This window comes from Microcystis sp. M53603_WE2, assembly GCF_030065435.1.
In genome coordinates this window covers 1-13824 of the sequence record NZ_JASJFF010000984.1, presented here as the reverse complement: position 1 = coordinate 13824, position 13824 = coordinate 1, and the positions used below count along the sequence as shown (strand labels likewise).

Below are 13824 nucleotides of genomic sequence, written 5' to 3'. Positions count from 1 at the left end.
CCAAAGGGGAGTATTAAAAAAGGGCGTTAACCAAGCTGAGGGAGAGAAAGTCATCGCTCAAGTTTAGATTTGATAGGGATTACCCAAGCGATCCACAAAAACATTGTAATCTAAGGGTAAACGCCCCGGATTAAGCCGTGGTTCCGCCGCGTAACCGATGGGAACGACAACAGCGATCGCCAGATGGGGATGATCGGCAGCACCAATGACAGCTTTTACCTTGTCCTCGATCCAACCGTTGAGAAAACAACTAGATAAACCGAGACTTTCGGCAGCCAAAACCAGATGAGTAGCGGCGATCATGGCATCTTTAATCGCGTATTCCCGGGTTTTTTCGCCCAAATCCTGGTGAAATCCCGGGATTGCCTGTTGAAAATATTTTACCGTGCCTTCGTTCCAGGCACCTGTACTGAGAGCCTGTTCATAGATAGGAGTTAGATCTCCTCCTCCTGCGGCAGCATCGGCAGCGAAAACAAAAGTAACCGGCGCTTGGATAATTTGCTTTTGTCCCCAAGCGGCCTCGGCTAAAGCGGCCTTTTGTGCCTCATCTTGTACTAAAATAATTCGCCAATCTTGGATGTTGAAACTACTAGGTGCGGCAACGGTTAATTCTACTAGGGTTTTCAGCAGTTCTGGGGCGATCGGATCGGTGGTAAAATTTTTAATAGAACGACGTTGATTGATCGCCGTGGGAACATCGAGAGGCAAGGTCATAAAGTCAATGGATTGAGTTACATATTCCTAATTATTATAGGGTCAAGCTATCAGCCTCAGACTTCGGTGTGACAAAACAGAAATGGGGTGCATCTCACATTTGCAGAAATACCGACAATCAGCAATTATCAGTGACTTAAATGATGACAAATGTATCAGCAGCTGTCTGTAAGCATCCCACCGAAAAACTAATGCGCTCCAGCTTTTGGGGGGTAGAACCCACCAAAAGCTGGGATTGAGTGATAAAATCGCAAGTAATGCCCAATTTTAAAAGAGAGTTTCCCCTGAAAAATCCCAACTTAGTAGATTGACAAAAATGAGATGCACCCACAGAAATAGTAAAACATCAGGATTAAATTGTGGCGGTCAGGAAAAGATCAACTATACTGTTAGACTTAAACAGGTCATAACCCAATGACCATCTAGCTATAATCATGTCACCGCCACAAAGATCATTTTATGCTTTCTGAGCCGGAACCGAGCGACACCCTCACCACTGCCACAGTCAATATGGGCGATCAAAGTACCGATATCAAGCCAATTTTAGCCTTAAAAGAGTTGGTCGCTAGTTTATATCGCGAACAAAACAAAGTTCAAAATCTCTTAAGTTCCCTCGGTTTTGCCCTGCGGAGTTTCAATAATTTAAACCAATTCCTCGATCTTACCCCCTTGATGGCCGCACGAGTGGCAGACGCGGAGGGAGGGGCATTGATTTTGAGCAAAAATAACGGTCAAGTGGCGCTTGATCAACTCCATTGCCAAGATAATCAAATTAATGGGGAACTACGCCGACAATTAGAGGCAATTATCCGACAATTAAACCAAGAAGCGGCACTTGAGAATAAAAATAGTCGATCGCTTCTCGATAGTCTCGACCATAAAATCCGGCAAACTCTCGGACAGGGTACGCAGGTTTATAGTACACCTGTTTTGGTAAAAAATAGTGAGCGGGGGCGTTTATACGTTTTCAGTCGCGATCCCGATTATGGTTGGACACCCACCCGTCGTAAACTGTTGCAGCTAGTGGCCGATCAAACGGCGGTGGCTATAGCTAATAATGAATTAACGATCGAATTACGTTCTAAGGAACGTCAGGATCGAGAGTTAGAAATCGCTGCGGAAATCCAAAATCGTCTTTTACCCCGGCAATGTCCGAAAATTCAGGGGGTAGAATTAGCAGCCCACTGCAAAACGGCTAATCGCGTTGGTGGCGATTATTATGATTTTATCCCCTGCAACTACGATCAATTTAAACCGGCAAGGGAGGCGGAAAGGGAAGCCAGTGCCGCTCCTTGGAGTATAGTCATCGGTGATGTCATGGGAAAAGGTGTCCCAGCAGGATTATTGATGACCATGACCCGGGGAATGTTGCGAGCGGAAGTGTTAAATCGTCACTCCCCGGCCCAGATTTTGCGTCATCTCAATCGGGTTATGTATGCCGATCTCGATAATTCTCATCGTTTCGTGACATTATTTTATTCCGAGTATGATCCCCTGACGCGCCGTCTTGGCTACAGTAATGCTGCCCATTATCCCACCCTCTGGTGGCGAGCTAAACGGGGAGAGTTAGAGTCTCTCGACACGGAAGGGACATTAGTTGGTTTAGAGGCCGATTCTATCTATGACGATGCCCAAGTGCAATTAGAAGCGGGAGATACGCTGATCTATTACACCGATGGCTTTACCGATGCAGTTAACTCGAAAGGGGAAAGATTTGATCAGAAAAATTGGCTATCGGCAGTTAAAGAAGCCTGTCAAAAGTACACCGATCCCGAACAGATTCTAGAATATTTATTTGGGAAAGTTGCCGCTTTTACTGGGTTGGGAAATGACAGTAGCGACGATATGACTTTAGTAGTTATGCGAGTGAAATCGGAGGAATAAATCATCACTTCCTAGCTCATAAATTAGCTTAATCCTGCTCTTGCCAAGGAGCGAATAAAGGCAATAACGCTAACCCGGGTAAAGCGGCGATTACCGTGATTAAAAAGAACCACTGCCAACCGATCGCCTCAGCTAAAACTCCGGCGGGAGCCACCAAAATATCGCGACTAAAGGCCATTAAACTCGATAAAAGGGCGAACTGAGTAGCGGTAAAACGAGCATTACAAAGACTCATTAAAAAAGCCACAAAAGCGGCAGTTACTAAGCCACCGCAGAAGTTTTCAATATTAATAGCCAAGACCATAAAAGGATAATTTTGCCCTAAATTTGCTAAAATAAAATAGGCTAAATTACTAACAGCTTGCAACAGACCAAATATCCAGAGCGATCGATTAATTCCCCAACGACTTAACAGGGAACCACCTAATAAAACTCCCACCATAGTTGCTATCATGCCCATGCCCCCTTGGATCGCTCCGATATCGGTTTGACTGAAACCAGTTTTTAAGAGAAAAGGAGTCACCATATTATTAACTAAAGCATCCCCTAAACGATAGAGAACAATAAAGGCGAGAATGCCCATTCCTTGACCTAATCGATAGCGTTGAAAAAACTCTTGGAAAGGCAACCAAACTGCCTCTAAAAGAGTTTGAGGAGTATCATCTCTAGGGGGAGTAGCTGGGGCGAAAAAAGACCAAATAATCGTTAAAGCCATCAATCCAGCTAGGAAAAGATAGACGAGAGGCCAGGGAAAGTGATCGGCTAAAATTAAAGCGATCGAACCAGTTAAAATTAAAGCCAAACGATAACCTAAAACCCCGATCGCTACCCCAGCCCCCATCTCCCATTTTTCTAAAATATCTGTGCGATAGGCATCGTAGGCAATATCTTGGCTGGCACTAAAAAAAGCAATCAGTAAAGCATTAATTGCCAATAATTCTAAAGATCGTTGCGGTTGTTGAAAAGCCATGGCTGCAATCGCTAAAGTTAAACAAATTTGAGCGATTAAAATCCAACCGCGACGACGACCAAGCAGCGGGGGAACATAGCGATCGAGTAAGGGAGACCAAAGAAATTTGAGAGAGTAGGGGAGAGCGACTAAACTAAATAAACCGATCGATTTCAGATCAACTCCTTCGGTGGTCATCCAAGCTTGCAGGGTGCGACTGGTGAGCAACAAGGGCAATCCAGAAGCGAAACCTAAGAATAACAAAGCCGCCATTTTTTGACTGCGGAACACTTGCAAATAAGCGGAAATTTCTTTGATCATGGAGGGGATAGGAGGATAGATTAGATTAAAGAATATAGTTAATTGACCCAAAAAGAAAGAAATTAGTTCTGACCGGCATCGTCCCATCTTAACCATGGCCCGGCGATCAAAAAAAATTCCCGAAAAATAGCGGTCTTTCCCCCAACTGGGGCTATAGGCAGTAGAATGGATGAGATTTTGATTCAGTAGTCTTGAAAAATTGCGGTATTCTCCTTAAGATAGATGCTTGATTCTCCCAACTAGCTCCTACCCCTATTTACCTTTCCCAGATAAGGACTGCCATCCCCACCTTCCCTGCCGACTCCTGTGATTAAAGTGGACTCCTGTTTTATCTCATACCTATTGTCTAATCCCTCCGACTCGGAAGCGACCGGTGACAATGCCACCATTGCCGTCGAGGTGCGTTTGGCCCAAAGCCAAGATCTCAAAAGCTTGGCGGAAATTCTCACCGATAGTTTTTTCCCCACGGCCAATTATTGGTCTTTTCTGCGTCCTATCTTTAAATTAGGCATTTACGAGGACTTACGGGGACGATTGCGCGCCGATACCCCTTACTATCACTGTCTGGTAGTCAGTCACACCAGCGTCACCGTCACGGGTCCTCAGGAAATTATTGTTGCTACGGCGGAAATCGGCTTAAAATCCAGTTCTTTTTTAGCTGTTCCCATTCCTTATATCTCTAATTTAGCCGTTAGTCCCGATCGCCGGCGTGCCGGTCTGGCCCGGAGATTGCTGCTCAAGTGTGATCAGATCGCTAGAGAATGGGGTTTTGAGGAACTTTCCCTCCATGTTCTCGATAATAATCTAGCGGCCCAGTCACTGTACTTAAGTAGCGGTTATCGTCTGCAAAAAACCGACGGTTGGTTGATCAATTGGTTATTTAATCGACCACAAAAGTTATTTCTGCACAAAAAAATCAGCCAATGAGGAGATAGGAGACAGGATTCAGGAGTCAGGATTCAGGAGTCAGGAGCCGGTCGTCAGGAGATTATTTTTATTTATTCTCCCTTCTCCCCACACCCCACACCCCACACCCCACTTCCCCACCAGCAACCCCTAGTATAGATATTTCGACAAAATTGCGATGGAGAACAACGATAAGGAAAAATTCTGCTATATTATCTGCTAACTCTCTAAAAAACCCAATTAGTTTAATAATCTTTTCCGGGTATCTGAGAAAACAAATAGTTTATCTCTTTAAATATGGTTTTAGGGAGATATTTAGTGACCGTGTGAGGCAATTTGTGGTTAATAAGACAAAATCAAGACTTAAAAGCGGAAAATCAGGGAAATTAGCGGCTAAACCTGTTAAAAAGCGGCGATTATCCAGTACATGGTTCCTGACAGCCCTAGGCTTAACCGGCTGCGCCCTAGTTTCCGCTACGGCGGGTGCTATGTTGGCCGTGTCTCTCTCCTCCACACCCTTGCGACAAGCTGCTCTTAGTCCCGAAGAAGCCGCCGCTTTTAACAATCAGCAGGCCATATCCTATCAAAATCTGCAACTTCCCGCCCTCAACCGTCCCGTTAATATTCTGGTAGTTGGCGCGAAAGTGTTGACATCCGATGTCAAGGAGGCACAAACCCCAGATCTGGGTTATCATGCCCCGGTTAATTCCTTGGATGGTTTAACCGATACCATGCTGTTACTGCGTTTTGACCCCCAAAGACAGAAGTTAACCATGCTTTCCATCCCCCGGGATACCCGCACCGATATCGAGGGTTACGGGGAGAAAAAAATCAATGAAGCTAACGCCCTCGGTGGACCTGCTTTAACGGCGGAAACGGTTAGTCATCTTTTGGACGGAGTGGCTATCGATCGCTATATTCGCATTAATGTGCAGGGTGTGGAAAAATTAATTGATGCTTTGGGGGGGGTGACGGTATATGTTCCCAAAGACATGAAGTATCAAGATTTTAGTCAACACCTCTACATTGACCTGAAAAAAGGGGAACAACACCTCAACGGCGAGAAATTCCTCCAGTTTGCCCGTTTTCGTCACGATGCTAACGGCGATATCGGTCGTATCCAACGACAACAGCAATTAATGCGGTCTTTAGTGGAACAAACCCTAAAACCAGCAACTTTATTGAAAATTCCCGATATTATCGAGGTTATCCGCAATAATATCGATACTAATCTCAGTTTAGAGGAGTTACTCGCCCTAGCTGGCTTTGCCTCCAAAACTCAGCGCACTGATGTGCAAATGCTACTACTACCCGGAGACTTTAATGGTGATGGTCGGCAAGGGATCAGTTATTGGCTACCCAATCAAAGTAAAATTCAAGAGCTAGTGGCTCAACATTTTAACCACGGCTTTTTTATGGCTGACATTGAGGAAACCATGCGAACGACTCGCATAGCTGTGGAGGATAGCATCGATAATCCAGAAGCGGTGCAAACTCTAGTCAGCTATCTGCGCTCATTGGGTTATGAAAATGTTTTTGTCTCTAAGTCTTCATCGCCAATTCTAGAAACTACCAAAATTATTGCTCAAAAAGGAGATAATTCCCTGGCTGCTGCCCTGCATAATAGCCTTGGTGTCGGGGAAGTTTTGGTGGAAAGTACGGGGAATCTCGCTTCTGATGTGACGATTAAAATCGGTCAAGATTGGCAAGAAAAATCTGCTAATCTTTCTGGTCTATCCCTAGGCAACTAAGAAAAAAATTAAGTTTATCTGGGTTATTTATTAGCGTTGGGTTTCCTGCTTCAACCCAACCTACGTTCTCAGAAAAAAATCAAGTTTATCTGGGTTATTTATTAGCCAAAGTTTGACAAAAATCTTGGTGTTCTTGACTAACTATTCCTTGCTGTAACATTGCCAAAACTTCGGCTAAATTACCCGATAATAAAGCATTTTTATCCAGCCATAATCCAGGGAATACTTGGGAGCAAAAGATGTTATTTTGATTAGATTCTAGGGGCAAATATTCCCCATCAGTTAAGCGAAACCAATCCAATTGAACATCATAAACTCGCCAGATAATATACTCTTGCACTCCCTGGCGACGATAAACTTTGAGTTTTTCGTGTAAATCGTAGGAAGCAGTAGAAGCGGCAATTTCTACGATTAATTCCGGCGCGCCTTCTACATAATCATCTTCACTAATGCTTGATTGTCCACCGGTTTCTATTCTTAATAAAGCATCTGGTTGTGGTTGACTATCCCCATCCAGTCGCACAGTAGTATTATCCAGTGTTTCTACTCCCGGTGTCGCCACTTCGTAGGCAGTTAACCAACCGATAATATTAGCGTGGGGTTTACCGTGGTTTTTGGCTCTCACCGCGGCTGCCATATAAACAACTCCTGCGATTAATTCAGCTTTTTTTAGCTGTGTCATTGCTTGATAACGGCGCTCGAATTCGGGACGAGTTAATCTATCCCCATTTTCGAGAGGGGGAATAGATACAGGGGAAATTATCGAAGTAGATAAGCTCATAATGTTTACCGATAGTTGAAATTTTTCCCTCGCTAGATGGAATTAGCATTGAGCAAATTTTCTCGAAATATTTGATATTCTTGACTAGCTATTCCTTGCTTTAACACCTCTAAAACTTCGGCTAAATTACCCGATAATAAAGCATTTTTATCCAGCCATAATCCAGGGAAGACTTGGGAGCAAAATATCTTATCTTGATTTGATTCTAGGGGCAAATATTCCCCATCAGTTAAGCGAAACCAATCCAATTCTTGGTCATCTACTCGCCAGATAATATACTCTTGCACTCCATGGCGACGATAAACTTTGAGTTTTTCGTGTAAATCGTAGGAAGCGGTAGAAGCAGCAATTTCCACGATTAATTCCGGCGCGCCTTCCAGATAACCATCCTCGGTAATGCTTGATTGTCCACCGGTTTCTATTCTTAATAAAGCATCCGGTTGTGGTTCATTATCCCCATCCAGTCGCACAGTAGTATTATCTGCTAATTCTACCCCCGGTGTAACAGACCAATAGTATCCTAACCAAGTGATAATACGAGCGTGAGGATTGCCATGATTTTTGATGCGGACGGGGGATGCCATATAAACAACTCCTGCGATTAATTCAGCTTTTTTTAGCTGTGTCATTGCTTGATAACGGCGCTCGAATTCGGGACGGGTTAATCTATCGCCATTTTCGAGAGGGGGAATAATATGGGGGGAAACTGTGTTAGTCGATAGCATAATTTTTGGCTCATCAAGAAACTACTATCAAGGCTTAAGTTTTCTTACCAGACTCAGTTAATTTATCGATTAGGTTAAGCTGGGTATCGAGAGCATCGAAGATATCCTATACTTATTTTACAGCGTTTCTCATCATTTACCTGGAACCTTGCGCCATGTTTGCCTTAGTTTCACCAGATAAAATCGATCTACCAGCGGGATCCTTAGTGAGATTACCTGCCACTTGGCTAGATTATCAAACTTTGTCTCGGCAAAGGGGCGACAATTCTCGACCTAAAATCAAATATCACAATGGAGAAGTCTTGCTTATGTCTCCACTTCCCAAGCATGGGCGGGATGCCCATTTAATTGCTAATATTATCATCACCTTATTGGATTATCTGGGGCGTGAGTACGAGGCTTTTACTCCCGTAACCATGGAATTACCAGAAACAAGTGGTATTGAACCAGATTATAGTTTTTATATTGACCATTGGCCGGCTATAGCAGGGAAAGCCAGAATTGACTGGGTAAATGATCCTCCCCCCGATTTAGTATTAGAAATTGATGTCACCAGTTACTCGAATGTGGATGATTATCTGCCTTATCAAGTGCCTGAAATTTGGTTGTATCGTCAGAAAAATCTCTATATTTATTGGCTAGAGAATCAAGAGTATATCCCTCGCCATCAAAGTCAATATTTTCCTAACTTTAACCTACAAAATTTAGTTTCTTTCTGTGGAGAAATTGCCGACAATCGCAATAGTAGTATGGCAATTCGGCAACTAAAACAACATCTCGAAGATTTTTATAAGTAGGGAGGCACAATTATTTGTAGGATGGGTTAGCGGTAGCGTAACATGAGCGGGCGTTGGGTTTCACGCTTCAACCCAACCTACGTTCATCTTATATTTAATTACACTTTGTACCTCATCATTAAGATAACTGCTATAACCATGAATAATTTTAAAATACTGCTCATCGGTTACGGTAATACTTTAAGAAATGATGACGGAGTGGGAGTGAGAATAGCCGAAATTATTGCCGAGGAGAATTTGCCTAATGTGCAAGTCATCGCTACCCATCAATTGACTCCTGAGTTAGCAGCCGATATAGCTGATGCTTCCCTAGTTATTTTTGTTGATGCGGTATTATCTAATCAAACCGATATCCGAATAGAAAAATTAGCGGCAGTTACCGAATGGAATAATTTCGGTCATGCAGAAAGTCCCGCTTCTTTATTAGCATTAACTCAAGCAATTTATCAACAAACTCCCAGGGCCTGGGGAATATTTATTCCTGCTATTAATTGTGAATTTGGTGAAGAATTATCAACAATAACTCAAAAGGGCTTGACAAAAGCGATTAAAGCTATTAGGAAAATTATTACTTCTGAGGATTTGACTGAATACCAAAAGCCGGACTTTGATAATCTTCCGGCAGATAATTTTCAGGAATAGTGCTGTGATTGCCATCCCGGAGAGCCTTGTAGTGAGGAGACATAATTTCGATACCGACTTCGTTACATTTATCCTGAATATTTTGATGTAATTCAGAATAAATATACACCATTTTGCTAGGATGATCAGTGTAGGCATTTAGCTGATAGCTGACATAAAAATCATCGAGACTGGTTTGCAAGACAAAAGGAGCAGGTTCTGAGACAATAAATTTAGTTGCTAGGGCTGCTTCTTTCAGGGTTGTGTGAACTTTACGCCAAGGTAAATCATAACCAAGAGTGACCGTGGTTTGCAAAATTAAAGGCTGTTTGAATTCCCGTTGAGAGACGCTAAAGTTAATCACATTGGTGTTTAACAGCGATGAATTAGGAATCGTGATAATTCTATTAGCTGGTGTGCGAATACGGGTGACTAATAATCCTTTTTCAATCACATCTCCAATAACATCACCAATAGAAATTTTATCTCCTAGTTGAAAAGAGCGGGTATAGATGAGGATAATTCCCCCCACCACGTTAGCGATAGCAGAGGTGGAACCCAAGGAAAATAGTACCCCTAAAAATACCGACACCCCCTGAAAAGCAGGAGAATTAAATCCGGGTAGATAGGGAAAAGCGATGACTATAGCTAAGGCAATTATCAGCAGTGACAGTAGATTATAGGTTGGTTTTGCCCAATCGGGATAGAAACCATTAATTACTAAATTTTCTCTTTCCAATCCAGTGAAAAATGGTTTAATTGCTCTCAACAGATAGTGAGTTATAAAAACAATTATCAGTATAATAAAAATACTGGGTAAATATTTTGCTATCTCTTGGGAAACAACTTCTAAAGCACTAAAAAAGTATTGCAGAAAACCATCACCAAATTTTCTAGTCCAGGGAAAAAGACGAAGGACAAAAGTTAAATAAAAATAGAGAATAGTTAAAATAATTAGAGTTCGGATAAATTGCAAAACTCTTAGGGAAAAAATTCCTATTGTCTGGGAACTAATAATCTCAAAATTTTGGAATACGACCCCAGGAACTAGGGAGGTGATTAATCTCTGAATCTGGGGAAAAACCCGCGAAGATATAAAAATTATTACCCAGAAAATTAAGACCGTGGCCAAGGTAGCACTTACCGTCAAAACTGCATCTTTGAAGAGGTTATCTGGTTGACGTTCTTGACGATAACGGACAATGGCTGCTTTCATCTTTGCCAAAGCTCGTTCGGCCAATACTTCTTGACTGACCGCGTGTAATTTGGCATCTCTAGAAGTAATAGTAGCAATAACCGTATCTCCCAAAATAATCGAAGGGTTTTTGTCTTCAGGATCAATTTTTATAGTTAAATCTTCAGGAGAAAGAGCATCGTCATCGGCAATTTTTTCAATTCTGTCTGTAATCGATTTCGCTCTTTCTTGCGCTGAAAAAGAACCTATTCCCTGCCGAATCGTAAAAAGTTCTTGATTATCAAGCATGACGGGAAAAACTTCTCCCAAAGTTTCCAGGGGTGTTTCCTGTCCTTGTTTAGCAGGATTATTCTGGGCTGCTATCATGAAGATGGGGGATAAAGTCAGTAACAAAACTAAACAAAACAGTCCTAGGTAACGCCAGATTTTTTTCATCTTCTAAGCCACAATTGTACAGGAGCGATCGAGTTTAATACCTCTTTTTTTCATCGTAGCATGGAATAGTTCTGTGGATAACACCTGTTCCACGGGATAAATCCCGGCTTTTTGGAGTTTTGCCGCTAAGATTAATTCTGCCACGCTGCCAGTTCCCCAACCCGCTGCTTGAGCAGTATTCTCGTGAAGCATAGTTGCTTGATAAACTGCTTTTTGCTGCCCTTGCCATCCGGCCACTTTGGCTAACATTGCTACCCCAATTCCCGAAAATTTATCGGTTACTTCTGTCATGCGATAACTAACTTGGGAAAAAAACTCAATTCCCCGAGAACTTTCTACCCAAGCATCGGGAAAAATATGGGCAGTAATCCAAGTTAAATGATTATAAAAATCGGGAATAGAACCAAATTTTGTGATCACATTTTGCACTTGAAAAGATTCAGCAAAAGTATAGGTTTCTGGCATATCAAACCAATAAACACCAGTTTTACCCAAAGGAGCGGGAAAGTCAATTACTTCTCTAGCAGTATAGGGTTTAATCTCTTGCCATTGTCCCTCAATCCAAGCTAAAAAAGGCTTTTTTAAGCCGAGAAAAGTAGTCCGCATCACAGTTAATCCCGCACCTCCGGAACCGGCTACGGCATAATTTAAACGGATCGTTTCTACCCTATCTAACTGTTCGACTCCCTCTCGCACTATACTATTAGAAATACCGGGAAAAATTCCCGTATTAACCACGGCAGTTATTCCCGCTTTTATCGCTAATTCTCGATAGGGGATTAACTTTTGATAAAAAGAACGATGATCACTAACATCAATATAATTGACTTTTTCTTCGATGCAAATTTTTACTACCCTGCCATCGCGATAATGAAAGGGACCGGCACAATGAACGACTAAATCACTATTTTTAATTGCCTGTCTAAGCTTGTCTATTTCTTCTAAATCTAAAGCCAAAAACTGCATTCTTGGCAGTAATTTAATGGCTTTTTCCTTGCGTCCTGTGATAATAATTTTAGCTGCAGTATGATTAATAATATCTAGGGCTACACTTTGACCAATGCGACCAGTGCCACCTAAAATTAAAACAGTTTTTTCCATGGCAACTATCAATAATATTTGTTGCCCTAGTATAGCATCCTCTTGGCAATTTTGCCTATTTTACAAGATGAAAAATTGAGAATAATCACAACTTATTTAATGCGTCCGAGGGGCAAGAAAATGGTTAAAATCTCACCTTCTTCGGGTTTTTCACGCACAATCAATTTACCTCCCAAAGCTTGAAAAAGGTTTTTAGTCACCTTCATATTCAGACTTAAACTACCGGTTTCTGGTTGAAACATTAGGACTTTTCCCAAAGCTTTGAGGGTAAGATTAGGTGATTTTATTTGAGTTTGAAACTGCATTTTTAATTGATTTCCTGCCGTTGATATATGTACTTGCAACAGGCCACCACTAGCCATACTGCGAGTACATTTTTCCACGACTCCATTTAACATTTGATCCAATAAATTCGGATCACTAATTACCGAAGGCAATTTTTTCGGTACATTAACTTCTAAATTGACATTGCGCCTTTTAGCTTGTTTTTGCCACCGGGGAATACTATCTTGAAAGACTTTTTCTAGAGCAATTGGAATTAATTGAATCGGTTTATCCCCCAGAGGATTAATACCCAATTCTGCGGCTCGGAAAATTAATTCCATGCGCTGAATTTGTTCACTACATTCTAAATCGATTGTTTCTAAATATTTCTGCACATCTTCCGTTACTTTTGCCCGTTTTAATAATAATCGGGTAATGGTGCGAATGGTGGTTAAAGGGGTGCGAATTTCGTGGGTTAAAGCGCGCAATAATTCCAAATCACAACCCGATTCTAAATTAGAATTATCTTCCTTTGGCGGAGTGATTTCGGCATTGATAGGCGATTTCGTTTTTTTCAGGTCTAAATTAGGCTGGTTGGGTAAATTTTGCAGTAATTGGCGACTAAATTGGCTAACTAGACGATAATCTGGCGAGGGACTGCCATTAGCCTCGATAATTGCCTCTAAAGTCCCGATTTGCGGATAACGCAGATTAACTAATCGTTGCCGCAACTGCTGCCAGGCTTGCTGAGTGAGGACGGGATCAAAGGAAAATTGAAAAGAGGACAAACCCCACTGATCCTCGCCTAAAACCAGCAAAAGAGCGAAACTTTCGCTAAAAACCAGACAAAATCTTTCATTAGCAATCGGATCCGTTGGCAAGAGAGGCAATTCATGAATCTCCGTCGGGGAAACATCGGCGGCGGATTTTTCCTGAGAAGGCAATTGAAAACCCGGCCATTGTAAATGTTTTAAAGCTTTAACAGTAAAAACACCAAATTCAAAACCCGTTAAAGCCTTGCTTTCTCTAACTAAAGCCGTCGGACCGGAGAGAATTAAACCCCGACCGGCGGCAGCATTATTTTGGTTTTGTAATAAGATATTTTCTAAAGCGGCGATCGCTGCGAACCATTCACTTTCCGCTTTCAGTTGCGCTCGCTTGAGCCATTCCGATAAATTAGGATAAAAAGCATTGGGGGTGAAAGTTTCCCGGTCCTGATGGTCAGTCGGCGGGAAAATATCGCTTAATTTCGGTAAAGACCCCTTTAACATCGTCTTCATCACTGACTAGATACAAATTCCTTACCTAGAATATTACCCCCGTTAATGCTCATCCCATAACGGTAAAACCGAACTCTATTGGCAGTGATATCCGCGTTTT

At 42.1% G+C, this 13824-nt stretch carries 12 protein-coding genes; 5 read left to right on the top strand and 7 right to left on the bottom strand.

Annotation, left to right across the window (positions count from 1 at the left end):
- Positions 1 to 63: 63 nt before the first annotated feature.
- Positions 64 to 714: a nitroreductase family protein gene (locus PX481_RS20820; RefSeq protein WP_002759814.1), complete on the bottom strand. Its 651-nt coding sequence runs from the start codon at positions 712 to 714 to the stop codon at positions 64 to 66.
- Positions 715 to 1173: 459 nt separating this feature from the next.
- Here PX481_RS20820 and PX481_RS20815 point away from each other — a divergent pair, with 459 nt between their 5' ends.
- Complete coding sequence (locus PX481_RS20815) at positions 1174 to 2598, top strand: PP2C family protein-serine/threonine phosphatase (RefSeq protein WP_002759815.1); 1425 nt, start codon at positions 1174 to 1176, stop codon at positions 2596 to 2598.
- A 28-nt stretch (positions 2599 to 2626) separates the two neighbouring features.
- Here PX481_RS20815 and PX481_RS20810 read toward each other — a convergent pair whose 3' ends face one another.
- Entirely contained in the window at positions 2627 to 3868 is a 1242-nt protein-coding gene (locus PX481_RS20810) for an AmpG family muropeptide MFS transporter (protein ID WP_223213006.1), read from the bottom strand.
- 306 nt (positions 3869 to 4174) lie between these two features.
- On the opposite strand from PX481_RS20810, the gene PX481_RS20805 reads away from it, so the two are divergent.
- Together PX481_RS20805 and PX481_RS20800 are read left to right on the top strand one after the other, a co-directional pair.
- Positions 4175 to 4795, top strand: a complete 621-nt coding sequence (locus PX481_RS20805) for a GNAT family N-acetyltransferase (RefSeq protein ID WP_002759819.1) — start codon at positions 4175 to 4177, stop codon at positions 4793 to 4795.
- 317 nt (positions 4796 to 5112) lie between these two features.
- Positions 5113 to 6525 (top strand): LCP family protein, encoded by a 1413-nt coding sequence (locus tag PX481_RS20800; protein ID WP_288027007.1) that lies wholly within the window; start codon positions 5113 to 5115, stop codon positions 6523 to 6525.
- Between the two features lie 94 nt (positions 6526 to 6619).
- Here PX481_RS20800 and PX481_RS20795 read toward each other — a convergent pair whose 3' ends face one another.
- Entirely contained in the window at positions 6620 to 7306 is a 687-nt protein-coding gene (locus PX481_RS20795; RefSeq protein WP_288027005.1) for a Uma2 family endonuclease, read from the bottom strand.
- Positions 7307 to 7338: 32 nt separating this feature from the next.
- Positions 7339 to 8031, bottom strand: coding sequence for a Uma2 family endonuclease (locus PX481_RS20790; RefSeq protein ID WP_002759825.1), 693 nt, complete (start codon positions 8029 to 8031; stop codon positions 7339 to 7341).
- A 155-nt stretch (positions 8032 to 8186) separates the two neighbouring features.
- On the opposite strand from PX481_RS20790, the gene PX481_RS20785 reads away from it, so the two are divergent.
- Complete coding sequence (locus tag PX481_RS20785; protein ID WP_002759827.1) at positions 8187 to 8828, top strand: Uma2 family endonuclease; 642 nt, start codon at positions 8187 to 8189, stop codon at positions 8826 to 8828.
- Between the two features lie 138 nt (positions 8829 to 8966).
- Positions 8967 to 9470, top strand: a complete 504-nt coding sequence (locus tag PX481_RS20780; RefSeq protein WP_002759830.1) for a hydrogenase maturation protease — start codon at positions 8967 to 8969, stop codon at positions 9468 to 9470.
- Here PX481_RS20780 and PX481_RS20775 read toward each other — a convergent pair.
- The 3 genes from PX481_RS20775 to PX481_RS20765 all read right to left on the bottom strand — a co-directional run bounded on the left by PX481_RS20775 (position 9397) and on the right by PX481_RS20765 (position 13715).
- A complete protein-coding gene (locus PX481_RS20775) occupies positions 9397 to 11079 on the bottom strand; it encodes a mechanosensitive ion channel family protein (RefSeq protein WP_002759831.1) in 1683 nt (560 codons plus the stop codon). The genes PX481_RS20780 and PX481_RS20775 overlap by 74 nt on opposite strands.
- Positions 11080 to 11082: 3 nt before the next feature.
- Positions 11083 to 12180, bottom strand: coding sequence for a saccharopine dehydrogenase family protein (locus PX481_RS20770; RefSeq protein ID WP_002759832.1), 1098 nt, complete (start codon positions 12178 to 12180; stop codon positions 11083 to 11085).
- A gap of 92 nt (positions 12181 to 12272) precedes the next feature.
- Positions 12273 to 13715 (bottom strand): sensor histidine kinase, encoded by a 1443-nt coding sequence (locus tag PX481_RS20765; RefSeq protein WP_002759833.1) that lies wholly within the window; start codon positions 13713 to 13715, stop codon positions 12273 to 12275.
- Between the last annotated feature and the right edge of the window lie 109 nt (positions 13716 to 13824).

What these genes read in the sequence shown, in the direction of transcription:
- PX481_RS20780 (WP_002759830.1), top strand. Translation starts at nt 8,967, where the DNA reads ATGAATAATTTTAAAATACTGCTCATCGGTTACGGTAATACTTTAAGA.
- PX481_RS20770 (WP_002759832.1), bottom strand. Translation starts at nt 12,180, where the DNA reads ATGGAAAAAACTGTTTTAATTTTAGGTGGCACTGGTCGCATTGGTCAA.
- PX481_RS20785 (WP_002759827.1), top strand. Translation starts at nt 8,187, where the DNA reads ATGTTTGCCTTAGTTTCACCAGATAAAATCGATCTACCAGCGGGATCC.
- PX481_RS20795 (WP_288027005.1), bottom strand. Translation starts at nt 7,306, where the DNA reads ATGAGCTTATCTACTTCGATAATTTCCCCTGTATCTATTCCCCCTCTC.
- PX481_RS20775 (WP_002759831.1), bottom strand. Translation starts at nt 11,079, where the DNA reads ATGAAAAAAATCTGGCGTTACCTAGGACTGTTTTGTTTAGTTTTGTTA.
- PX481_RS20815 (WP_002759815.1), top strand. Translation starts at nt 1,174, where the DNA reads ATGCTTTCTGAGCCGGAACCGAGCGACACCCTCACCACTGCCACAGTC.
- PX481_RS20790 (WP_002759825.1), bottom strand. Translation starts at nt 8,031, where the DNA reads ATGCTATCGACTAACACAGTTTCCCCCCATATTATTCCCCCTCTCGAA.
- PX481_RS20810 (WP_223213006.1), bottom strand. Translation starts at nt 3,868, where the DNA reads ATGATCAAAGAAATTTCCGCTTATTTGCAAGTGTTCCGCAGTCAAAAA.
- PX481_RS20820 (WP_002759814.1), bottom strand. Translation starts at nt 714, where the DNA reads ATGACCTTGCCTCTCGATGTTCCCACGGCGATCAATCAACGTCGTTCT.
- PX481_RS20765 (WP_002759833.1), bottom strand. Translation starts at nt 13,715, where the DNA reads ATGTTAAAGGGGTCTTTACCGAAATTAAGCGATATTTTCCCGCCGACT.